This is a genomic window from Vibrio sp. 1CM23M, from assembly GCF_023161755.1.
Classification (GTDB): Bacteria; Pseudomonadota; Gammaproteobacteria; order Enterobacterales; family Vibrionaceae; genus Vibrio; species Vibrio coralliirubri.
The window spans coordinates 954,005-976,345 of record NZ_JALNTR010000001.1 but is presented as its reverse complement, the minus strand read 5'-3'; the positions used below and the strand labels follow the sequence as shown (position 1 = coordinate 976,345).

Annotated in this window: 21 protein-coding genes; 15 read left to right on the top strand and 6 right to left on the bottom strand. The window is 44.7% G+C overall.

Going from position 1 to position 22,341, the window contains the following annotated elements:
* Positions 1–317 precede the first annotated feature (317 nt).
* Positions 318–1,118, top strand: a complete 801-nt coding sequence (gene nagB, locus MSG35_RS04140) for a glucosamine-6-phosphate deaminase (RefSeq protein WP_019819998.1) — start codon at positions 318–320, stop codon at positions 1,116–1,118.
* Positions 1,119–1,342: 224 nt separating this feature from the next.
* Here the strand turns inward: nagB and MSG35_RS04135 are convergent, their stop codons facing one another.
* From MSG35_RS04135 to MSG35_RS04125, 3 genes are all read right to left on the bottom strand, one after another.
* On the bottom strand, positions 1,343–1,879 hold the full coding sequence (locus tag MSG35_RS04135) for an MltR family transcriptional regulator (protein WP_017065079.1): 537 nt from the start codon (positions 1,877–1,879) through the stop codon (positions 1,343–1,345).
* A 50-nt stretch (positions 1,880–1,929) separates the two neighbouring features.
* Positions 1,930–3,078, bottom strand: a complete 1,149-nt coding sequence (locus MSG35_RS04130) for a mannitol-1-phosphate 5-dehydrogenase (protein WP_248382960.1) — start codon at positions 3,076–3,078, stop codon at positions 1,930–1,932.
* A gap of 183 nt (positions 3,079–3,261) precedes the next feature.
* Positions 3,262–5,154, bottom strand: a complete 1,893-nt coding sequence (locus tag MSG35_RS04125; RefSeq protein ID WP_248382958.1) for a PTS mannitol transporter subunit IICBA — start codon at positions 5,152–5,154, stop codon at positions 3,262–3,264.
* A 571-nt stretch (positions 5,155–5,725) separates the two neighbouring features.
* On the opposite strand from MSG35_RS04125, the gene MSG35_RS04120 reads away from it, so the two are divergent.
* The 4 genes from MSG35_RS04120 to norW all read left to right on the top strand — a co-directional run bounded on the left by MSG35_RS04120 (position 5,726) and on the right by norW (position 10,488).
* A complete protein-coding gene (locus tag MSG35_RS04120) occupies positions 5,726–6,592 on the top strand; it encodes a glycerol kinase (RefSeq protein ID WP_248382957.1) in 867 nt (288 codons plus the stop codon).
* A 291-nt stretch (positions 6,593–6,883) separates the two neighbouring features.
* On the top strand, positions 6,884–7,540 hold the full coding sequence (locus tag MSG35_RS04115) for an NAD(P)H-dependent oxidoreductase (protein ID WP_048614093.1): 657 nt from the start codon (positions 6,884–6,886) through the stop codon (positions 7,538–7,540).
* Positions 7,541–7,817: 277 nt separating this feature from the next.
* Positions 7,818–9,317, top strand: a complete 1,500-nt coding sequence (norV, locus tag MSG35_RS04110; protein ID WP_248382955.1) for an anaerobic nitric oxide reductase flavorubredoxin — start codon at positions 7,818–7,820, stop codon at positions 9,315–9,317.
* 1 nt (position 9,318) lies between these two features.
* Complete coding sequence (gene norW / locus MSG35_RS04105) at positions 9,319–10,488, top strand: NADH:flavorubredoxin reductase NorW (RefSeq protein ID WP_248382953.1); 1,170 nt, start codon at positions 9,319–9,321, stop codon at positions 10,486–10,488.
* A 201-nt stretch (positions 10,489–10,689) separates the two neighbouring features.
* Here the strand turns inward: norW and gltS are convergent, their stop codons facing one another.
* Positions 10,690–11,916, bottom strand: coding sequence for a sodium/glutamate symporter (gene gltS, locus MSG35_RS04100; RefSeq protein ID WP_248382952.1), 1,227 nt, complete (start codon positions 11,914–11,916; stop codon positions 10,690–10,692).
* Positions 11,917–12,232: 316 nt separating this feature from the next.
* Positions 12,233–12,589 carry a YibL family ribosome-associated protein gene (locus MSG35_RS04095; protein ID WP_017060971.1) on the bottom strand — a complete coding sequence of 119 codons (357 nt, stop codon included), beginning with the start codon at positions 12,587–12,589 and terminating at the stop codon, positions 12,233–12,235.
* Between the two features lie 326 nt (positions 12,590–12,915).
* Here MSG35_RS04095 and MSG35_RS04090 point away from each other — a divergent pair, with 326 nt between their 5' ends.
* Positions 12,916–13,713, top strand: coding sequence for a DUF4344 domain-containing metallopeptidase (locus MSG35_RS04090; RefSeq protein ID WP_248382950.1), 798 nt, complete (start codon positions 12,916–12,918; stop codon positions 13,711–13,713).
* A gap of 104 nt (positions 13,714–13,817) precedes the next feature.
* On the opposite strand, the gene MSG35_RS04085 is transcribed toward MSG35_RS04090, so the two are convergent.
* Entirely contained in the window at positions 13,818–14,204 is a 387-nt protein-coding gene (locus tag MSG35_RS04085) for a tautomerase family protein (protein ID WP_017070218.1), read from the bottom strand.
* A gap of 252 nt (positions 14,205–14,456) precedes the next feature.
* Here MSG35_RS04085 and MSG35_RS04080 point away from each other — a divergent pair, with 252 nt between their 5' ends.
* The 9 genes from MSG35_RS04080 (at position 14,457) to MSG35_RS04040 (ending at position 22,265) form a co-directional block, all read left to right on the top strand.
* Complete coding sequence (locus MSG35_RS04080; RefSeq protein ID WP_059017996.1) at positions 14,457–15,077, top strand: LON peptidase substrate-binding domain-containing protein; 621 nt, start codon at positions 14,457–14,459, stop codon at positions 15,075–15,077.
* Positions 15,078–15,187: 110 nt separating this feature from the next.
* The gene (locus MSG35_RS04075) at positions 15,188–15,835 is read left to right on the top strand and encodes a sigma-70 family RNA polymerase sigma factor (RefSeq protein WP_248382948.1); all 648 of its coding nucleotides are present in this window, start codon (positions 15,188–15,190) and stop codon (positions 15,833–15,835) included.
* The gene (locus MSG35_RS04070) at positions 15,828–16,508 is read left to right on the top strand and encodes a ChrR family anti-sigma-E factor (RefSeq protein WP_248382946.1); all 681 of its coding nucleotides are present in this window, start codon (positions 15,828–15,830) and stop codon (positions 16,506–16,508) included. Before MSG35_RS04075 ends, MSG35_RS04070 begins: the two co-directional genes overlap by 8 nt.
* A gap of 143 nt (positions 16,509–16,651) precedes the next feature.
* Complete coding sequence (locus MSG35_RS04065) at positions 16,652–17,599, top strand: DUF523 and DUF1722 domain-containing protein (RefSeq protein ID WP_048614107.1); 948 nt, start codon at positions 16,652–16,654, stop codon at positions 17,597–17,599.
* Entirely contained in the window at positions 17,596–19,011 is a 1,416-nt protein-coding gene (gene phrB / locus MSG35_RS04060) for a deoxyribodipyrimidine photo-lyase (RefSeq protein WP_248382945.1), read from the top strand. The genes MSG35_RS04065 and phrB overlap by 4 nt, the downstream gene beginning before the upstream one ends.
* 14 nt (positions 19,012–19,025) lie before the next feature.
* Positions 19,026–19,457 (top strand): nuclear transport factor 2 family protein, encoded by a 432-nt coding sequence (locus MSG35_RS04055; protein WP_248382943.1) that lies wholly within the window; start codon positions 19,026–19,028, stop codon positions 19,455–19,457.
* Positions 19,457–20,188, top strand: a complete 732-nt coding sequence (locus MSG35_RS04050) for an SDR family NAD(P)-dependent oxidoreductase (RefSeq protein WP_248336350.1) — start codon at positions 19,457–19,459, stop codon at positions 20,186–20,188. The genes MSG35_RS04055 and MSG35_RS04050 overlap by 1 nt, the downstream gene beginning before the upstream one ends.
* A gap of 2 nt (positions 20,189–20,190) precedes the next feature.
* Positions 20,191–21,462, top strand: coding sequence for an FAD-dependent oxidoreductase (locus MSG35_RS04045; protein ID WP_248382942.1), 1,272 nt, complete (start codon positions 20,191–20,193; stop codon positions 21,460–21,462).
* Positions 21,459–22,265 carry a DUF1365 domain-containing protein gene (locus MSG35_RS04040; RefSeq protein ID WP_017061280.1) on the top strand — a complete coding sequence of 269 codons (807 nt, stop codon included), beginning with the start codon at positions 21,459–21,461 and terminating at the stop codon, positions 22,263–22,265. The genes MSG35_RS04045 and MSG35_RS04040 overlap by 4 nt, the downstream gene beginning before the upstream one ends.
* Positions 22,266–22,341: the final 76 nt, after the last annotated feature.

Genomic DNA, 22,341 nt, shown 5'->3' with positions numbered 1-22,341 from the left:
AAACACGTTAATACACCAAAGTTCGTCAATGGCTCGAGCGACGCCATTATCGCAAAAGCGTATCAAAACATAGAAACACACCAACCCTTTCAGGTGCTGAATTAGATCGATATTGCTGTATATGACAAACGTATTAATCTTGTTTAACGCCACCAAATATCCATACAATAATTGTGCAATTTTGAGAGTTCCAGTCACAGTTACGACGAAAAAAGCAAAAACTTGACCTAAAACAATAGCGGAACTGGATAACTTATTTTATAATGCGAATTAATGTTTCAGAACACTATAAAATTTTATTTCTAGGGGCAAAATCAATGAGACTTATTCCATTAAGCAACAAAGCAAAAGTAGGTAAATGGGCTGCTCGTCATATCGCAGATTCGATCAACAAATTCGCTCCAACTGCTGAGCGTCCATTTGTACTAGGTCTTCCTACTGGTAGCACACCTCTAACTACTTACGCTGAGCTAATTGAACTTTACAAAGCTGGCGAAGTAAGCTTCAAGCACGTTGTAACATTCAACATGGATGAGTACGTTGGTATCGAACCAAACCACCCAGAATCTTACCGCACATTCATGCACGAGAACTTCTTCAACCACGTTGATATCCAAGCAGAAAACATCAACCTGCTAGACGGCAAAGCTGAAGACATTGATGCTCACTGTGCAGCATACGAAGAGAAAATTCGTTCATACGGCAAAATCAACCTATTCATGGGCGGCGTAGGCATCGACGGTCACATCGCATTCAACGAACCAGGTTCTTCTCTATCTTCACGCACTCGTATCAAAACGTTGACTGAAGACACTCGTATCGCGAACTCTCGTTTCTTCGATGGCGACATCAACCAAGTTCCTAAATACGCACTAACTATCGGTGTTGCGACTCTTCTAGATGCTGAAGAAGTGATGATCCTTTCTCTAGGCCACAACAAAGCTCAAGCGCTTCAAATGGCTATCGAAGGTTCTGTAAACCACATGTGGACTGTTACAGCTCTACAGATGCACCGTAAAGCTATCATCGTTGCTGATGAGCCAGCTCAACAAGAGCTAAAAGTTAAGACGCTACGCTACTTCCAAGAGCTAGAAGCTGAGAACATCCAAGACCTATAATCGATTGTCTTGAATAGAAAAAGCCACTGAATGTGGCTTTTTTTGTGCCTGTTGATTTTGTATTTAATGGGGAGAGGTATCGGATATTTTTAGAGGAACAAAAACAACAAAGCGATTTATCCAGCGAGAGAAACCGCCATCATTTTAAACTTTGTATTGAAACGAACCAACAGCTACAAGATATGTAGGATGTGAAACAAGATAAGCAGGACTGCAAACTAGAGCTAAGAGCTCAGCGCGTTATCTCGGCATAGGGTCGTAATAATGTCAGTGATAGCCAATACGATCGTCGACTTCACCTTTTGATTATGTCGCCCCAAGAACATTTCAAGCATTGGGCCAGACATGGTTTCCACCATCTCCGCGTCATATTCGATAGGCATAATACGCTGAATCGCGTGCACCTTGTTGAGCTCAAATATCACATCAACTTCTGTGAAGCTGGTGTCTTCACCCTGTATTTTTGCCCACTCTTTCAAGGTAACGAAAACCTCGAGATCGTCGTAGAGTTCTTTACTGATCACGCCAAGCCCGAGTAGCAACTTAGCACGAATCATGATCTCGCCTAACGGCCCACCACTGTTGAGAAGTGGCTCGACAACGAACTTAATTGCAGTGTCGTCTTTCTTAAAGATGTTTTTTAATACGGCATCTACCGTGTCGTCCAATGCATCGTAAGCAGCCATTAGGCAGGCGCCAGCACTCTCAGCTTCCGAAAGGGCTTCGAGTAATTCAGTTTCATGGCTTGTTTGTATTGGCATAACGGCTCGACAATAAGAAAGTGCCACTGGTGTGGCACTTTGATGGTTTATCATTTCAATGCTAGATAAGCTTCTTCCGCTAGTTTAACAACTTCTGAGTCACTATTCAGCTCAGAATAATGCGCTAATGTCTCAGCAAAGCCTTTTTCTGCGAACATTGCTTGAAGTTCAACCGCTTGAGGGTCGTCTTCGTTCTTGTAATGGAACGCAGCTGCGATTGCTTTTACTAGGTGAGCATTCGGTAGGCCGTACTCTAATGTACCGTTTAGAGGCTTAACTAGGCGGTCTTGCGGGCTCAGTTTACGAATTGGCTGACGACCAACGCGGTCTACTTCATCACGTAGGAACGGGTTAGCAAAACGACCTAGAATCTTTTGGATGTAGGCAGCGTGAGCTTCTGGAGCAAAGCCATAACGCTTAATCAGAACCGCACCACTCTCTTCCATCGTCGCTGTTACTTCAGCGCGGATTACGTCATCTTCGATAGAGTCTTTAATAGTCTCATGACCTGCAAGCACACCAAGGTATGCCGTTACCAAGTGACCCGTGTTTAGCGTGAACAGTTTACGCTCAACGAAAGCCATTAGGTTGTCAGTGCATTCCATACCTGGGATGTTTGGAATCTCACCTTTAAATTGTGTTTGGTCTACGATCCACTCGCTGAACGTCTCAACCGTTACCGCTAGAGGGTCTGTTTCGCCCGCTTCTGCCGGTGGAACAATACGGTCAACCGCAGAATCAACAAAGCCAATGTGCTCTTCAGTGAAGGCTTTCATTTCATCAGAAAGGTGCTCTAACACGGCTGCTTTTAATTGGCTAGTACCGCGAACCATGTTCTCTGCCGCGATGATGTTCATTGGTGCAGTGTTGTTTGCTGCTGCACGCTTTTCAATGCCTTGAGCGATAGACTTAGAGATGATTTTAAGAACCGTAGGACCCACTGCAGTCGTCACAAGATCAGACTCAGCAATGCAATCTACTACTGCGCTTGTTGCTGAGTTTACTGCTGTCACGTTCTTAACAACTTCGACAACACACTCTTCGCCAACAATCTTAACTGGGTATTCTTGGCGTTCAATTAACGCATTTACAACCGTTTCATTTACGTCAGCAAACGTAACCTTCATACCAGCATCAGAAAGAAGCTTACCAATGAAACCACGACCGATATTACCTGCACCAAAATGTAACGCTTTCATAATTTTGACCTTATAAATATTTGAATCTAGATAGCTAACTGCTCAACAACATGCCTTGACGATGTGCCCTAGGCATTAAGCAGTAAGCTATTCAGACTGAATCTTGTTAGAAAGATTAAGACCGAAAATGAGGCCAGTAGGGGGATACCGGCCTCCTTCACTCAGGAGCTTGACTAGAGCTTTTTAGTTTCCGTTGAGAATACGTAGAACATCAGCAGGGTTTGTTGTGTTCTGTAGGCATTCCACAGCTTCTTCATCATCGAGTGAATTGGTAATAGCCATCAGCACCATGTTGTGCTCATCGCCTTGTGCGGCAATACCGATAACCATCTTCGCGATATCATCTTCATCTTCGCCCCACTGAATACCTTCAGGGTACTGACAGAAAACGATGCCGGTTTTTTGTACGTACTGTTTCGCTTCGATTGTGCCGTGTGGTACTGCGATAGACTCACCTAGGTAAGTAGACACAAGCTCTTCACGAGCAAACATGCCGTCTACGTATTCTGGTGATACGTTGCCAAGTTTTACTAATTGTTCGCCAGCAAACTTGATTGCGTCTTCTTTTTGAGTCGCTTTAAGGCCAAGGAAGATGCTGTCGTCAGTGAGTGCAAGCTTGTTGCCTTCTTGCGCTGGAGCTGCTGCAGGCGCCGGAGCTTCTACTTTCGCTTCACCACTTTGAGCATCGACAAGTTCTGCAACTAGTTGGTCGTATACGCCGCCGTCTAGGAAGTTGCTTAGAGACATATGCATCGCACCTGGCACAGTGCTACGAGCACGGTCTGTTAGGTCTTTATGCGTAATAACGATTTGCGAATCAGCCGGTAGGTTGTTGATTGCGTAGTTGGTCACTTCAATGTCTAGGCCAGCTGTTGCTACTTTCTTACGTAGTAGACCTGCACCCATTGCACTTGAACCCATACCCGCATCACACGCTACATAAACTGCTTTTACATCCGCTAGGTTTACGTTTGCTTCTGATGCTGCACCTTTAGAAGACGCTTTCATGTCTTTCATTTGTGCAGAAGCTTTTTCTAGAGACTCTTCGTCGTCATCTTGAGCTGAAGTCTTAAGCAGAATTGAAGCCACTAAGAAAGATACTGCTGTTGCTGCGATAACCGATAGAATCACGCCGATGTAAGAGCCTTTTGGCGTCATCAGTAAGACTGCGAAGATAGAACCTGGAGATGCTGGAGAGATAAGGCCAGAATCGAACATTACGTTAGTGAATACACCCGCCATACCACCTGCGATCACCGCAAGAATTAGACGTGGGTTCATTAGAACGTAAGGGAAGTAAATTTCGTGGATACCACCTAGGAAGTGGATGATAGATGCACCAGCAGCAGATTGCTTCGCGCTACCTTTACCAAACACCATGTAAGCAAGTAGAAGACCAAAACCAGGACCTGGGTTTGCTTCGATTAGGAAGAAGATAGAGCGACCCATCTCTTCAGATTGCTGGATACCTAGTGGAGAGAAGATACCGTGGTTGATTGCGTTATTTAGGAATAAGATTTTCGCAGGTTCAACAAAGATAGATGCTAGAGGTAGTGCACCCGCTTCTACCATTGCGTTTACACCAGCCGCAAGTCCGCCAGACAGAATCTTAACCGCAGGACCAATCACGATGAACGCGATGATCGCACAGATCATGCCGATGATACCGGCAGAGAAGTTGTTCACTAGCATTTCGAAACCACTCTTCACTTTACCGTGAACAGCTTCATCGAATTTCTTAATTGCGATACCACCTAGTGGACCTACAATCATTGCACCCATGAACATTGGGATATCAGTACCAACGATAACACCCATTGTTGTGATAGCGCCCACTACCGCACCGCGGTCACCACCAACCATTTTACCACCGGTGTAACCAATCAATAGTGGCAGTAGGTATGTAATCATAGGACCAACCATTGATGCTAACGTTTCGTTAGGCCACCAACCTGTTGGAATGAATAGTGCAGTAATGAAACCCCACGCAATAAATGCGCCGATGTTTGGCATTACCATATTGGATAAGAAACGACCAAAGTTTTGAACCTTAATCTTTGCTTCTGGTGATAACATAGGTAGAACCCCGTAATGTATTGGTTGGTCAAATGACCGAAAGTGTGTACTCAAAAGTCGATTAAAATGTATCACAACATTTCCAAAATGCACCTTAGCCCAACTTTCGTGATATCCATCACACACGAAAAACACTTTCGGGTTAACAAGCACACCTTAGATCACAAAAACACCATGAATTTAAATTACAAAGCCAAATCAATGAGAATAAATATCATTAACACATGATCAGGATCACATTTTATTTTGTAATACTTAAAAATAAATAGTGATCAAAATCACACTTAATAAAATATAGCATCTAAGATCTATATAAACCGTATAAAAAAACATCGTGTCACGTATATAAAATATGCATCCAGATGAGCAAAACCTCTATATTCGTAATTTAATTACAGATTAAGTTACATTTTGCTAAAAATACAAAACGAGACCTAACGCTCTACTAAAAACATAGACCACTGAACTGCAGTTAGTATTGATAGATGTGATATGGTATTTACCAACGCTAACGCATCATATATATCTCCAACACCCATCAGCTGATCACTCCGCTATTTGAGAAAAGACTATGTCAGACAAAATTTCCACATCCGCACTCGCTAAACAAAAAGGCATAGAAGCTAAAGCTTTATTTAGCGATCTAAAAACAGCGGGCTATATAGTGCGTTCACAAGAGCGTTGGATTCTCACTGAGCGGGGAGAAAGCTTTGGTGGGAAATATGTCGAACACAAGAAGTTTGGTGTCTTTATTGTCTGGCCAGAGAAACTGCTTATCGATTTGGAGTCATTCTCAGGGAAAACTCTCACCGCCACCCAGCTTGGTAGCGCCTTTCAACTCAGCGCAAAGAAAATCAACTTACTGCTCAACGAGCTTGGTTGGATAACAAAAGAAGAAGACGGCTGGCACGTTACCTCTACAGGCCTAAAAGCCGGAGGTGAACAAAGGGAAGACAAAGCGACTCAAAACTTATTCGTGGTATGGCACGACTCACTGGTTCGCAATAAACGTTTAAAGCAGTCTGTTGTTGAATTCCTGGGGCATGATGCTGAAAGCCACTCAACCGATGTGTCATTCTCCAGTTTTCGTCAGAAATTCGAGGCGAAGCACCGAAGCTTAGATGGGCATTATGTTCGATCAAAGGGAGAGCTGATCATCGATAACTGGCTTTATATGGCAGGAGTGGTTCATGCGTACGAGCGTCCGCTTCCGATATCAAAAGAAGTGATCAGCGATTTTTATCTACCAAGTGGCAAAGTATACATCCAGTTCTGGGGAACCGATTCTGCGCCCATCGCCGAAGATAAACGTGAAGCGACGAGAAAAATCTATGAAGAGCATGGTTTTGGTCTAATCGAAATCACGCCAGAAGATATCCCCAACCTAGACAGCGTACTTCCGCCATTATTGCGCCAATATGGTATCAAGGCTTACTAAGCTACTGAATCTAGAGATTCCACCTCCATTAAGATCACATTTATCGAATCATTATGGACATTATTAACCATAGTGATTTGATATGTTCGCTATTTTTCCCGAGTCATTCTTCTATTATCTTACACCCATCGACTTGAGCTACCGCAGATACTCGATTTATTGGGGCATGTTCGATAACTATTTAGACGTTCAATCTATAGAGATTCGTTTAAATTCGTTATCCGTTTATTGTTGACGTGACTGAACATAAAACCCTACAACATTTATTATTGATAGATATTAGGATTCAACATGACTCATCCAATCATTACTGATCTAAACACTCGTTACACAGCTAAAAAATACGATGCAGAAAAACGCATCTCTGCGGAAGACATGGAAGTAATCAAAGAAGCACTTCGCTTGTCAGCTTCTTCTATCAACTCTCAGCCTTGGAAATTCATCATCATTGAGAGTGACGCAGCAAAACAACGCTTCCACAATACTTTCGAAAACATGTTCCAGTTTAACCAACCACATGCGAAAGAAGCGTCACACACGATCCTGTTTGCTCACGATCCTAAGTACACTAAAGAGAAATTCGCGAAGCGTGCTGATACAGAAGTAAGCTCTGGTCACCTACCAGCTGAAATGTACGAGCAATTCTTAGGTGCTTACGCATTCGCAGAAATGAACACAGACGAAACAGGTTTCAACGGTAACTGGACTAAGTCTCAAGTTTACATCGCACTAGGTAACACGCTGCACACACTAGCTCGTCTAGGTATCGCTTCAACGCCTATGGAAGGTGTAGACGCAGCTATGATCAGCGAAGAGTTTGCTGACGAACTAGAAGGTCACATTGTTGATGTAGCATTGGCTATTGGCTACCACAAAGACGGCGAAGACTACAACTACGGCAAACCAAAAGCGCGCCTAGCTCTTGATGAAGTCGTTACTACGCTATAACAGACACTGATCTGTAATAGCTGACACAAACAAATCGCACTGCTTTATTTGGCCAGACGCTCGTCTGGCCTTTTTTGTATCTGTTATTTATCCAAACCACTACCTGCCACCAAGTCATAAAGACACATTAAAATCAATATGATTACAAAAATCAACAAGTCATAAAGACACAAAATAGAGCTCAAAAAGCAAACAAAGACAACTAAAACAGCAACTTAAAAACATGGCACGACTAGTGCAATGAGAGCCTTAGATATTTCAATAAGGTATTATCATTATGACTATTCACGTTAAATCAAATGTTCATTGGGTCGGCGTCCACGATTGGGAAACCGAGCACTTCCACGGTAAGGAATACCACATGAACAAAGGCACGAGCTATAACTCATACCTGATCCGTGAAGAGAAGACAGTGCTTGTCGATACTGTCGATCATCGCTTTACTGAGCAATTCCTTGCAAACCTAGAGATGGAAATCGATATCAATGAGATCGACTACATCATTTGTCAGCACGCCGAAGAAGACCACTCAGGCGCGCTCTCTGCGCTGCTTGCTAAAATTCCGAACACGCCAGTTTATTGCACTGAAGCGGGTGTAAATTCCATTGTTGGTCATCACCACCAACCAGACTGGAATTTCAGAACCGTCAAAACTGGCGATACGCTCGATGTGGGGAACGGCAAGCAACTTATCTTCGTTGAGATGAAAATGCTGCACTGGCCAGACTCAATGGCGACTTACTTAACCGGTGATGAAGTCCTGTTTAGTAACGACGCTTTCGGCCAACACTACTGTGACGAAAACCTATTCAATGACCAGCTAGACCAAGTTGAACTACATGAACAATGTCTGCGTTACTTCTCGAACATCCTGACACCGTTTGCGCCGCTAGTTAAAGCAAAGATTGAAGAAGTGCTGAGCTTAGGCGTGCCGATCGATGTCATTGCAACCTCTCACGGCTGTATTTGGCGCGACAACGCGACTCAAATCGTTGAGCAATATTACGAGTGGTCGAAAGCCTACAAAGAAGATCGCATCACGATTGTCTACGACACCATGTCCAACAACACTCGCATGATGGCTGACGCGATCGCAAAGGGTATCCGTAAAGGCAGTCCAGAAACGGCAATCAAGGTCTTCAATATTTCTAAGCACGACAAGAATGACATCCTTGCCAATGTCTTCCGCTCGAAGGGTGTACTTGTTGGCTCATCGACCATGAACAACGTGATGATGCCGCAAATCGCCGCGCTACTTGAAGAAATACACGGCCTGCGCTTTGCAGGAAAAAGAGCCGCAGCATTTGGCTCTTCAGGTTGGACTGGCGGCGCAGTAAAACGCATCGATGCTCGCTTACGTGAAGCCAACTTCGAGGTGAGCGCACCTCAGCACATCCACTGGAAACCAGATACAGACGCACTTCGTCAATGTATTGACTACGGGATGACACTGGCCGAGGTTTGGCGCACCGATGCGGACGAGGTTAGTGAGCCTAAACAAGTTGAGCGCAACGTTCAACGTATTGAATCAGCACCGACAAGCACCCCAACAGAGCTAAAAGACACGACAGAGCAGAAGTCAGAAGAAGCGCAAGATAAGCCTGTACATAGCGCAGATTGCACTTGCTGGCGCTGTACTGTGTGTGAATGGGTGTACGACCCACAACTGGGTGAACCCTACCAAGGCGTTGAACCCGGAACACCATGGGCACAAGTGCCAGATGATTTCCTTTGCCCTGAATGCCATTTAGGTAAAGAAGTGTTTGTGGAGAAGTAACATGTCGAACATTGTGATTGTGGGCGGTGGTTTCGCCGCCCTACAAACCATAAAGATGGTACGTAAAATTGACCAAGATGTCGCGATTACCATGATCACGGCAGATGCAGGGATTGAGTACAGTAAGCCAAATCTTTCACACGCATTCAGCCAAGCTCAAACACCACAGTCGTTAGCCGTTAATAACGCTCAGCAATTAGCTGAGCAGTACAACGTGGTCATCAAAACCAAGGCTTTAGTCAGTGAAATCGATACCAAGCAGCAGTGTGTTCATGTTGACGGGCAAATCATCCACTATTCGAAGTTGGTATTAGCAACGGGGGCTACACCTTTCATACCCCCAGCGAAAGGGCTTAAACGCAGCGCGACCATTACGCTAAATAGCTTGGAAGAGTTCGATAAACACAAAGCTCAGATCGATGAAGCTCAACGTATCACTGTGATCGGTGGAGGCTTGATTGGGGTCGAGCTTGCATTCGACCTTCAAACTGCGGGCAAAGATGTCACGATTATCGAACCCGCAAGTTATCTATTGAACAGCCTTGTGCCGCCTTTCGTTTCACTTGAGTTGGAAAGGGAGCTGGCAAAAGCAGGGGTTACCGTCGAAACCGACTCTGCGATTTGTAGAGTGACTTACCTCCACGATGGAGTCAGGCTACAAACTACCGCCTCTCGATTAATACGAGCAGATATCGTGATTGCCGCAGCAGGATTAAGGCCAAATACGGCTTTAGCCACGCAAGCGGGAATCGAGATCAGCAGAGGCATTGTAGTTGATGACACCCTAAAAACCAGCGCCAACAATGTGTATGCGATTGGTGATTGCGCTGAAATTGAAGGTCGTGTGATGGCCTATTTGCAGCCAGCAATCTTGTCGGCAAACGTATTGGCGAAGCAGCTGACTATGGGTAAAGGCGAGATCAAAGTGGGCGAAGCAAAGCTCAGCTTGCCTCATATGATCACCAAGGTGAAAACACCGAGTTACCCGATTCAGCTAGCAGGGCGCGATATTCACACAGCTCAGAGCTGGGAAACTCGATTCGATCCTAAAGGCATTGTCGCTAAGGGCTTCAATGAAGATAACCAGTTGGTTGGCTTCATTGTCACGGGAGAGCACATCAAGGCTGCATTTCCTTTATTAAAGGAGTTGCAAATCAGTTCACCATCATAAGTACAAAGGTGTAGAAGCCGTCGACTCATTACATAGTTCGGCTGTATTCAACACAAAAATGCACATCAAATTCGGGAAAATTTGATGCTTATACTAGAGCAACTCGAGTATAAGCAAGCAATAAAAAAGCCAGTCAACAGACTGGCTTTCTTGTGTTCATCTTAGTGCGATGAGCTCATCGCATTTAAGCACAGGCGAACATTAACCGATAAACGAGATGTAACCCTGAAGGATAATCAGGTTAACGATATCGATAAAGAAGGCACCAACAATTGGCACCACCATGAAGGCTTGTGGCGATGGACCGTAACGATTCACCAAAGAGCCCATGTTCATTACCGCTGTTGGTGTTGCACCTAGGCCGAAACCACAGTGACCACCTGCCATAACCGCTGCGTCGTAGTTAGAACCCATTACTTTAAACGTCACAAAGTAAGAGAAGATACCTAACACCACCGCCTGAACCGCAAGGATAACCAAGAACGGAATCGCAAGGTCAAAGATGTTCCAAAGCTTAAGGCTCATTAGCGCCATTGCTAGAAACAGTGACAATGACACCGTACCAAGAATATCGACCGTTTCGCTGTCAGTCTTATGCAGCTTAGTCACTTCAAACACGTTAGTGATGAACACACCGATAAACAACGCGTAAACGAAGTCAGGAATCATCAACCAAGAAATTTCAAAAGTCGCCACCCACTGCTCTAGGTACTTCGCACCCGTGATACAGATAAGAAGGATGAACAACACTTCAATCACCTTCTTCGCCGTCACTTTGTCTTCTTCATACTCGTTGTAAGTAACAAGTTCAGGGAAGCGTTCATGCGTTTGCGTGCCAGTGCCGTACTCAGATTCAAGCTGGTTTTTATCAATCAGCTTTTGCGCCACTGGGCTACCGATAATACCACCGATGATCAAACCAAAGGTCGCTGAAGCCATCGCGATTTCTAGCGTATTTGCAATGCCAAACGTGTCTGCAAAAGTTTGAGACCAAGCCGCGCCTGTGCCGTGACCGCCCGAAAGGGTGATAGAGCCAGCAATCAAACCCATCAAGGGTTCAAGGCCTAGTGCCGTAGCTAAGGTTACGCCTACACCGTTTTGGATAATGATGTAAACCGACGCTACCCCTAAGAATAGGAATACCTTAGCACCACCTTTTATCAGCTGCGTGTAGTTCGCCGCAAGACCGACCGTTGCAAAGAACATCAACATAAACGTGTTCTGCAGGGGCAAAGAAAACTCAAGATCAAGGCCGTTAAAGTGCAGGGCTGTAATAGCAAAAGCGACAATCAAGCCGCCGACAATGGGCTCTGGAATGTTGTACTTTTTGAGAATCGGAAGCTTTGCATTGACGAAATGACCTAGAAACAAAACACTAATCGCGATTAGGAAGGATTCTAATGGTCCAATTGAAATTAATTGATTCATATAACCTCTATTTTTTTACGTTCTCATCTTCCCTAATGAGTCTAGTTTTATCTGTAATTATTTGTGCTGCTCTACCTATATTTATACAAACTGGAGAGAAAGTGTGGATTCGAAAAGCGAACACATTACTGCGATCGCTTAGTGCCATGTTAGTAGCACGTTAACTTTTATAGGAGATAAAAGGATTTGTGACAACAATCACCTCCTAAAAGTTGAAAACGGCGTGAGTATCAATGCCGCTGACTCTGCTTTCTTAATACCTAAAAAAGCAAAAAGGAGCTATTTCTAGCTCCTCTTTCATCACCATCGCTGGTAATTAGAATTTTTTCGGCGCGTAACCAGTCATAACCTCAATGCGAAGTTCTTTACCGATCTTCGTCATTGGGTGAACAATGACGAGTCCTTTAACTGACTTTTTAAGTTTACCCATATCCGCTTGCTCAGCCTTAGTGATTTCACGGCTAAATGGCATATCAACCAGAGACTTACGCTCTTGGTTCACATCGTAGCTTTCTTTGTGTTTAAGCTGGGCAATTTTCTTAGTTAGCTTCTTAATCTCTTCCTCGAACTGACGAACAACAGGACGATCATTACGAGTTTTAGCAGCATCTAACTTGTGGCGACACTTGTCTAGACGGTTGTTAATTTGTTGAAGTTCGTTTTTAACACTCATAATAATTTCCTAAGATTAAACAAGCCAATTCGGATTGGGGCGCGGAGTATAGCACAAGGGTTCTGTTGAACCGAAATTTATCTGTTAATTACCAACAGAAACGAATCACATCGACACCGCTCATTCAGCTTGCCTATTCTTTGTGGCGAAACTCTAAGCGGATTATTCCTTGATAGGATAGCGTCTACTTCAAAAATTGCAGTTCTCGATGCATCAAAATTCCGTCTAAACTTATACTCTAACGCAATAACTAAATCAGGGTACACAGCTTGGCGTTGTTACCCCCTGCACGACTCTGATTCACCATGTAATCACAAGGATAGCCGATGACATTATTGAAACGAACATTGACCTGCAGCCTAGCCCTGAGTGCAATGTTTGCCACAACTTATGCATCTAGTGAACAAACAACCCAAAGTAACCTGCTCGTCGAGTACTCTACACCGCAAAATACCGAAGAAGAACAGCTCAAACGAGAGATTCAAAGCAGTGGCGTTAATGACACCGTGGTCGACCTATCCAACCAACGGTTCATGTTTGAGAAGCCATTAACCATTCAATATGGCGGGGAAGAAGGACCGCTCTACGATCCGCAATCCCATCAAGTGCTGATCCCTTATAGCTTTTACGCTGAGTCACTCAATTACTTTGAGAAGAACCAATACGAAAAAGAGTATGGGAAATCTGCGCAAACTGGCGCTATCGATACCTTGCTGCACACCCTACTACACGAAGCTGGGCATGCGTATATCGAAGATCAGAACATTGCCATATTGGGTAAAGAAGAAGATGCAGTTGATAACCTAGCGACGGTGCTACTACTTAACTACGTAGAGCATGGGGCCGACGCTGCTATCAGCGCTGCAGACATGTTCGCTTTCGAGTCAGAAGACCGCCCGGAGTATTACGACTTGGGGGAATACATCGACGAGCACAGTTTCGACCTGCAGCGTTACTTCTCCACGTTATGCTTAGTGTATGGCAGCGATCCTGATGCCTATAAGAACTTGCTCGATGAAGTGGAAAACGACTATTTGAAAGACCGAAAAGAGTTCTGCGTTGAGCACTTTGACGTGATCAATGAAAATTGGCATCAGTATTTAAAAGAGAGTGACGATACTTAGATGCTTAAAGGTTAGTGTCGAGAACTAGGAAAACGGCTTTGGCATCAAATTCCAAAGCCGTCACTCGATAGGTGGGCTTAAGTCTTACGTGTTAAGAGTTAACTCTAAACCTTCACTTTATACTTCAGATCTTGAGCTTCATCGCCGGTCATGCCTCGAAATCCCCAACAGTGCGATGGCTGTTCCTTAATGGTGATTTCAATATCAATTGGAGAGATAGCTAACTGCTTCTCTATCTCAGAAAATATCTTCTTAATTAAGCGCTTTTTGGTGTTTACCGCTCGACCTTCCATCATGTTGATCTCAATGACGGTATAAGCTTCTGTTCTTCCTTCCGGGTAAAAAAAGTCATCTCGTTCCAATGGCACAAACCGATGTGCTCGCTTGTCATCGGGTAAACCCATTTCACTGTTTAAGCACTGCTGCAACACATTAGAGAGCTGCAACTTAATTGGATTTAAGCACTCTTTGATACCATAAATAACAATCATGACCATTCCTTTGATGCGATGTTAGGTATAGAAGAACGTCAGATAGAAGCATCGTCTGGCGACTACCCATTCGCTTACTATTTGTACATATATTACCTAATGACGCGTATGAAAAAAGGTAAAAACAATGAATTTATGAACAGGTGCAACAAAATACCTATCCCTTTGCAAACATAAGCCGAAGCGAATTGATCGAACACCACCCTCCCCGCGTATATCTTCTCAAATCACATCTGAACTAAGGAGTACTATGTGCCGAATTCACCTAGGAAGACCACACGGACAGACGCCGAACCAGAAACACCCGTAGAGTCTTCTCTAGAGCTCGCAGTGTTTCCCCTCCCCATCTTCCTTTTACCGGGAGGCAGACAAAGACTGCGCATTTTTGAGCCAAAGTACCTCGCGATGGTTGCTCACGCAGCGCAGGGAGATGGTTTCATTATTGCCACTCAAGACAACTCTAGCTCTGGTCACCTCAGCTCTTGGGGAACAAAGGTGTGCATCGTTGACTTCAATATGTCGGATGACCAAATATTAGAAATTGATGTCGAAGGCGAAAAATTAGTGCAGTTGCACGGGTCGTTTCGAGACGATGATGACCTGATTAAAAGTAAGTTCAGCTCGTTACCCCACTGGCCAGCCCATGAATATAAAGTGCCTAACGTGTTTACCGCTTTTTTGGTTCAGTTGTTTCGTGACCACGATTCGATAAGAACACTCTATCCCACTCCAGATTTCGAGAGCCCACAATGGATTTGTGCGCGATTGCTCGAAATGATGCCTATCCCATTGGAAAAGAAAACAGAATTTACTGAGCCAGCCAGTTTTCCGTCTCTAGTTCCTTTTTTGAATCAAATCATTACGGGGCAATAAGCACTTTTCTTCACTATAATTTTGTATAGTAGAAATTAATTTAAATTAAAGTGATCCCGACTTTCTCCTTTCACGTAGTGCCTATCAAATTCGCATGATGGTTAGTTACTATGCAAATGGAAAGCAGAAGTTCAGGGAACGGCAAGGAGCATGTCATTATTCCCGATAACAAAGTACCTACAGACAACAAAGTACCTACAGAGCTCTCAAGCTGGTTGGTGTTGGTTGGTACAGACCGAGACAAGCAGGCGTTCACCTGTTTGTTCAAGTTCTTCGCTCCTAAGATTAAGCGTTTTGGTATCAGTAAGTTGGGTGGCGAAGCTGCTGCCAACGAGCTAGTTCAAGACACGATGACTAATGTTTGGAAGAAAGCACATCTCTACAATGCAGATAAAGGCGCTGCGACCACTTGGGTCTACACGGTAATGCGTAATGCAGCATTCGACATGTTGCGTAAAGTGAAAGCGAAAGCCGAACAAACGATAGCCGACGATATCTGGCCAATCGATGCGATGGTAGCCGAGTCTCAAAGCGAAGATTTGCCATTTGGTGATCATTTGATGAGTCGACACGTAATGACTCAGATAGAGAAATTGCCTCTCGCTCAGAAAACCATCGTCAAAGGTGTCTATTTTCAAGAGCTCTCTCAAGAGCAACTCGCTCAGCAACTTGGCGTCCCACTTGGAACGGTGAAATCACGTTTAAGACTCGCTTTAGCAAAATTAAAAGTTCACATGGGGGAACAAGACCATGATTAAACATCACCCAAACGCGGCAATCTTGAAAGACTTCGTCGATGGCACGCTGGCTGATTCAGTTTCTTTGATTGTTTCTAGCCATGTAGAACTGTGTGAACACTGCCAACAACAAGTTAAGCAGCTCACTGCTGAAGCGGCGAATAGTGCATTTGACGCAGAGCCAGTCTTCTCAAATGAAGATCTAGACAACTTCTCAATGGACGACATGGATTTTGATTTTGACGCGATTGAGCAAATCACAGCCGATGCTTCACAGTCAGTTGAATTGACTCCAGAGGTTCAGAAAGTAACCGTCGCAGACACAACATTCACAATTCCTCGCGCCCTCAACTCAGTCGCGAGAAAGGACTGGATGAACCTAGGCAAAATTTCACGAGCAAGACTCGATTTTGCTGACGAAGCACACCACACCAGCTTGTTGCACATCGACAAAGATGGACAAGTGCCTTGTCACACCCACAAAGGCTTCGAGATCACGCTTCTTCTAGAAGGCAGTTTCGAAGACGAAATGGGCGTCTACAACAAAGGTGACTTCATCTGGTTGGACGGCAATCACACTCATCAACCTGCAACAAAAGAAGGTTGTGTCTGTTTAACCGTTTCAAGTGATGCGTTGTACTTCACTAAAGGCGTGAGTCAACTGTTCAACCCACTAGGTAAATACATTTATTAGATTGAAGTATTTACTGGGCTCGTCACAAGACTCGCATAGTTGGCTAGGTAGAAAAGTAATAACCGAACTAAAGTAATGTGGAATAAGCAACAAACCACATAATATAAGAATAACGATGAGCAATGATCGTAAGGAATTGACCAATGGATAAAAAAATAAAAATAGGCATCAGTGCATGTGTCGCCGGTCATAAAGTTCGGTTCGATACTGGACACAAACGTTCGCGCTTCTGCACAGACGATCTTGCAGATTACGTAGAGTTAGAACCGGTTTGTCCCGAAATGGGCGTCGGCCTTCCAACTCCTCGCCCAACCATTCGCCAAACAAGAATGTTAGATGACATCATTCACGTTTCTCGCCCAGATGGTTCAGGTGATGTGACCAACGAACTGATCGAGTTCGGTCAAAATTACTCAAAGAACAACCAACACATTGCTGGCTTTATTGTGTGTCAAAAAAGCCCAACCTGTGGCATGGAACGCGTGAAGGTGTACCACCACCATGGTCGCGGCTCTGAATCGACTGGCGTAGGCATGTTCACCCAACAAATTATGGACGGTAACCCGTTACTTCCCGTTGAAGAAAACGGCCGCCTTAACGATCCCATTTTGCGTGAAAACTTCATGACTCGAGTGTTCACTTACCAAAAATGGCTCGATCTTGTTGATGAAGGCATAACCAAACACAAACTGATTCAGTTCCACAGCGCCCACAAATACTTAGTCATGTGTCACCACGTTGAGGGTTACAAAAGCTTAGGCAAACTGTTAGCGGGTAATGAGTTAGACATCGACGAATTGGCGGCTCAATACATCGAAGGTTTGATGAAGGCGTTATCGCATCACGCGAATCGAGGCAGTCACGCCAATACGCTGCATCACTTGCAAGGTTACTTTAAGAAACAATTGAGTAGCGCTCACAAGCAAGAACTCACCAACCAGATCGATTCTTTCAGAGAGGGCGTGATTCCACTGCTAGTACCGCTGACACTGATCAATCACTACCTAATGGAATACCCAAACGAGTACTTGGAATCACAGGTTTACCTAAACCCTCACCCACAAGAACTTAAGCTGAGATACGGATATTGAGCGACATTTTATGGATACGACGAGACATGAGGATTCACGATAACCCAGCGCTCGTCGCAGCAATTGAAAACGGCGTATCTATCGCCGTTTTTATTTCAACCCCACAGCAATGGCAGCAACATCACCTTGCACCAATCAAAGCTGATTTCATCTATCGTCATCTAAAACAACTCGATTCCCAGCTCGCTGAATTCGGGATGACTTTGCTTCACCTGAAAGCGACCGATTTTGACGACCAATCCAGACAGCTCATCGATTTATGCCAGCAGCTTGATGCCAAGTGCGTCTACGCTAACTCTGAACCAGAGGTCGATGAACAAGCTCGCGATAAAAAGCTGATTTTAAGCGGCTTAAACCTAAAGATCAGCGATTGTGACGTTATGCTGCCACTCGGTAGCGTTCTCAACAAACAAGGCGAGATGTTCAAAGTCTTTACGCCCTTTAAGAACGCTTGGTTAAAAGAAGTTCAGGTGAAAGGCATCATCTGCAGTCCAGCTCCTGTCGTGCCGACTGAACGTTCACAAACACAGCTTCCTGACGACTTACAAGCCTTAACCCTCTCCGCTGACTATGATTTCGACTTTCCTCGTGTGGATTCGAGTCGCTGGCCATTAAGCCAAGATGTATTGGGCAATGTGATCCCCAATTTCTTAGGCAATAAAGTCAACGACTACGCACGTCTGAGAGACATTCCCTCAGTTAAAGGGACATCAGGGCTATCGCCTTATTTAGCGATTGGCGCCGTGAGCCCACGTTGGTTAGCGATTCAATTGATTCAGCAACAGCCCGATCTGTTATTTGATACGCAATTACCGGCCTTTTGTTGGCTCAATGAATTGATTTGGCGAGATTTTTATAAGCATTTGATGTTCCACCATCCTAAACTGGTTAAAGGTGCTAACTTTCAGCAAAAATACAATGGGTTAGATTGGTATCACGATCATCCTAGCTTCAAAGCTTGGTGCGAAGGAAAAACAGGATATCCATTGGTTGATGCAGCAATGCGTCAACTGGTTGAAACGGGCTGGATGCACAACAGGCTAAGAATGGTGGTGGCAAGCTTCCTAACCAAGCACCTGCTTATTGACTGGCGTTGGGGCGAACGTTTCTTTATGTCACACCTTATCGACGGTGACTTTAGTGCCAACAATGGTGGCTGGCAGTGGGCTTCAAGTACTGGCTGTGATGCTCAACCTTACTTCCGAATTTTCAATCCAATCACCCAGAGTGAAAAGTTTGATCCAAAAGGAATTTTTATTCGTAAGTACATACCAGAGCTGCAAAATATCCCAGATAAGCATGTGCATTTCCCACATGAATTTATCGCTAAAAACGGAATAGACAGCGAATACTGGCAACCCATCGTTGAGCATAAAGAAGCACGATTGAGAGCCTTAGCCTTCTTCAAATAATTAGAGTGAATATTATGGATAACTCTCTATGGCTTGATAACTTTCTCAACATGTATCAAGAACTAGGAACCGACAATTTCGACGTGCTAAAGACGGTTTATCACCCTGATATTGAATTCCAAGATCCGCTGCATCATGTCAGCGGTATTTCGGCGCTTACGCACTACTTCGAGAACCTCTATACCCAAGTAACCAGCTGTTACTTTCATATCGAACACACTTTCGAAGTGAACGACGAAGCTTCTGTTTACTGGACGATGCAATTTGCTCACAAACAATTAAATGGGCAAAAGCCAATCGAAGTACAAGGACACAGCCACCTCAAAATGCTCGACGGTCAAGTGGTCTACCACAGAGACTATCTCGACGTCGGCTCTATGTTGTACGAACACATTCCAGTACTGGGCTGCGCGATCAAATCCATCAAAAAGAGGGCGAGCCGATAATGCGTATTATGATTACAGGCGCCACCTCAGGTATCGGCCAATCCCTCGCTAAAGATTACGCTCAGCAAGGGCATCAAGTGATTGCTTGTGGCCGCAACTCAGACAAGCTGCAAGCCTTAGTTGATTCGCACGAGACAGACGTCGCGCATTCATCCATTACGCCGCTCTGTTTCGACCTGACTGATTACCACAACTTCCCAGAACTCGACCAAGACAAGCCGCTCGATCTGCTGATTTTAAATGCGGGTGATTGTGAGTACATCGACGACCCAGTGAATTTTGATGCCGAGCTTTTCGAGCGCGTCATCAACATAAACCTAATTTCAATTGGCTATGCCCTTAAAGCCTGGTTAAAAAACATCAAGCCCGGCGGCCGTTTGGTTTTAGTCAGCTCTAGCGCCAGCTTTTTACCTTTGCCAAGAGCCGAGGCTTATGGCGCTTCAAAGGCAGCCCTCACCTACTTAGGCAGAACACTTTCGGTTGATCTGGCAACGCACAACATTCATGTCTCAATTGTGCACCCAGGCTTTGTTGAAACGCCATTAACCGAGCGAAATACGTTCTCTATGCCTATGATTATTAGTAGTGAGGCCGCAACTCAGCGAATCGTAAATGGTATCGCTCAAGGAAAGAGTGAAATCGATTTCCCAAGACGATTCATCATGTTGATGAAGCTACTAAGAATGCTTCCAACTCCAGTTTGGCAAAAACTCGCTTCAAGGATGGTATAACAATGAAGAAAATCGCCATTATTGGTTCAGGTATCTCTGGACTCACTTGCGCGCATATATTAGATAAGCACCACGACGTAACAGTATTCGAAAAGAATGATTACGTTGGGGGGCACACCGCGACCGTTGATATTGAACATCAAGGCTCGGCGTTTTCGATAGATACAGGTTTCATCGTATTCAACGATCGAACCTACCCGAATTTCAATCAGCTTCTAGAACAACTCGGTGTCGAAAGGCAACCGACCGAGATGAGCTTCAGCGTCCACAACACGACTACCAAGTTTGAATACAACGGCCACAGCATTAATTCGTTATTCGCGCAGAGGAGCAACATCTTCAAACCTCAGTTCTGGTCTTTAGTGTCTGACATTCTCAAGTTCAACAAACTGTGTAAGGCTCAGTTTGAAAGCAATGAATTCACACCAGACGTTACCCTCGGCAGCTTCCTACGCGATAATCAATTCTCCGACTTTTTCAGCCAGCACTATATCCTACCGATGGGCGCGGCGATTTGGTCGACAAGCTTGGAAGAGATGGAAGAGTTTGAGCTGAAGTTCTTCATCCAGTTTTTCTACAACCATGGATTGCTCGATATCGCGAACCGTCCTCAGTGGTATGTGATTCCAAAAGGATCGCGTTCTTATGTTGAAATCATCCTTTCACGCCTAAGTAAGCCTGTTGCACTGAATACATCGATTAAACAAGTGACTCGCAATGAAACAGGCGTCACGATTGAGTTTGAAGATGGCAGCAGACAAGACTTCGACGAAGTAATCTTTGCTTGTCACTCAGACCAAGCCTTACGTCTGCTTGGTGATGCGACAGAACAAGAGCAACAGGTACTGGGCGAGATCCCATACAGCCGTAATGAAGTGGTTCTGCACACCGATACTCGATTGTTACCAGACAGGAAACTGGCTTGGGCAAGCTGGAACTACATGTTGGATGGTGACAGTAAACGACCTGCTTGTGTCACTTACAACATGAACATTCTGCAAGGCATTGAAAGCCAAGTCACCTTCTGTGTCACCTTGAATCAAAGCGAAGCCATCAACCCAGAAAAAATCATTCGCAGCTTTGTTTATCATCACCCGGTACTTAATTCGAACACGGTCGAAGCTCAGCACAAGCGTGAGCAGATCTGTGGCAAAAACCAGACTCACTTTGCCGGCGCGTACTGGTATAACGGCTTCCATGAAGACGGTGTCCACAGTGCACTCGATGTGACCAAACGCTTCGGTTTAGATTTGAGTACGAGTTCAGCGCTATGAACAGTCAAACCCTGACACCCGAGATGGGGATCGCATCCGAAAAGAGTGAAGAGCTCAGCGGTATCTATTGGGGTAACGTCAGACATCGCCGCTTTGGCGACATCACACATGAGTTCAGCTATCAGCTTTATATGATGGGGTTAGATCTTGATGAGCTGCCCCAAACCACTGCGCGCAGTGCGCTGTTCGGAACTCGTTGGTACAACCCGATTCGCTTTGTCGAATCGGATTATCTCGCTGAAAAAAAAGAAAATGTCACCACGGATGAACCAAAATCACTTAAGCAACGTATAGCTTCCAAGGTGCAACAACTTGGTGGAGTTTGGTCTGATTCAAACCGTGTGACGATGCTGGCTCAGTGCCGCTGTTTAGGCATCTATTTCAGCCCAATCAACTGTTTCTTCTGTTATGACGAAACTGGGGATTGCAAGTACATGTTGGCTGAGGTGAGCAACACGCCTTGGCGAGAAAGACACTACTATCTCATCGACATGCACCAAGAATTGAAGGTAAAAAAAGAGTTTCACGTTTCACCGTTCATGGATTTGAACATGACTTATTTTTGGAAAATTAAGCCACCAGCGAAACGCACGTTAGTTCACATCGAAAGCCGCCGAGACGATAAGCTTTTCGATGCGACACTGGCTCTGACGAAACAGTCAGTAACCAAGACAAACATTAGACGAACGGTATTCAAGATTCCGGCGATGACGATAAAAGTCGTGATGGGAATTTATTATCAGGCTCTCAAATTATTCCTGAAAAAAGTACCGTTTGTGGCGCATCCAGACTCAACATCTTAAGCGCTTAAAACAGAAATCGATTCTAGCTTGGGTTCGCTCCAACCAAGGAGCAGAACTCAACTTAGTTGGCACAAAA

Excerpts from the sequence above, each read along its gene's own strand:
- MSG35_RS04130 (WP_248382960.1), bottom strand. The coding sequence starts at position 3,078 with ATGAAAGCGTTACATTTTGGTGCAGGTAATATCGGTCGTGGTTTCATT.
- MSG35_RS04055 (WP_248382943.1), top strand. The coding sequence starts at position 19,026 with ATGGATAACTCTCTATGGCTTGATAACTTTCTCAACATGTATCAAGAA.
- gltS (WP_248382952.1), bottom strand. The coding sequence starts at position 11,916 with ATGAATCAATTAATTTCAATTGGACCATTAGAATCCTTCCTAATCGCG.
- MSG35_RS04075 (WP_248382948.1), top strand. The coding sequence starts at position 15,188 with ATGCAAATGGAAAGCAGAAGTTCAGGGAACGGCAAGGAGCATGTCATT.
- norV (WP_248382955.1), top strand. The coding sequence starts at position 7,818 with ATGACTATTCACGTTAAATCAAATGTTCATTGGGTCGGCGTCCACGAT.
- norW (WP_248382953.1), top strand. The coding sequence starts at position 9,319 with ATGTCGAACATTGTGATTGTGGGCGGTGGTTTCGCCGCCCTACAAACC.
- MSG35_RS04095 (WP_017060971.1), bottom strand. The coding sequence starts at position 12,589 with ATGAGTGTTAAAAACGAACTTCAACAAATTAACAACCGTCTAGACAAG.
- MSG35_RS04065 (WP_048614107.1), top strand. The coding sequence starts at position 16,652 with ATGGATAAAAAAATAAAAATAGGCATCAGTGCATGTGTCGCCGGTCAT.
- MSG35_RS04120 (WP_248382957.1), top strand. The coding sequence starts at position 5,726 with ATGTCAGACAAAATTTCCACATCCGCACTCGCTAAACAAAAAGGCATA.
- nagB (WP_019819998.1), top strand. The coding sequence starts at position 318 with ATGAGACTTATTCCATTAAGCAACAAAGCAAAAGTAGGTAAATGGGCT.
- MSG35_RS04050 (WP_248336350.1), top strand. The coding sequence starts at position 19,457 with ATGCGTATTATGATTACAGGCGCCACCTCAGGTATCGGCCAATCCCTC.
- MSG35_RS04115 (WP_048614093.1), top strand. The coding sequence starts at position 6,884 with ATGACTCATCCAATCATTACTGATCTAAACACTCGTTACACAGCTAAA.
- MSG35_RS04070 (WP_248382946.1), top strand. The coding sequence starts at position 15,828 with ATGATTAAACATCACCCAAACGCGGCAATCTTGAAAGACTTCGTCGAT.
- MSG35_RS04090 (WP_248382950.1), top strand. The coding sequence starts at position 12,916 with ATGACATTATTGAAACGAACATTGACCTGCAGCCTAGCCCTGAGTGCA.
- MSG35_RS04135 (WP_017065079.1), bottom strand. The coding sequence starts at position 1,879 with ATGCCAATACAAACAAGCCATGAAACTGAATTACTCGAAGCCCTTTCG.
- MSG35_RS04045 (WP_248382942.1), top strand. The coding sequence starts at position 20,191 with ATGAAGAAAATCGCCATTATTGGTTCAGGTATCTCTGGACTCACTTGC.
- MSG35_RS04085 (WP_017070218.1), bottom strand. The coding sequence starts at position 14,204 with ATGATTGTTATTTATGGTATCAAAGAGTGCTTAAATCCAATTAAGTTG.
- MSG35_RS04040 (WP_017061280.1), top strand. The coding sequence starts at position 21,459 with ATGAACAGTCAAACCCTGACACCCGAGATGGGGATCGCATCCGAAAAG.
- MSG35_RS04125 (WP_248382958.1), bottom strand. The coding sequence starts at position 5,154 with ATGTTATCACCAGAAGCAAAGATTAAGGTTCAAAACTTTGGTCGTTTC.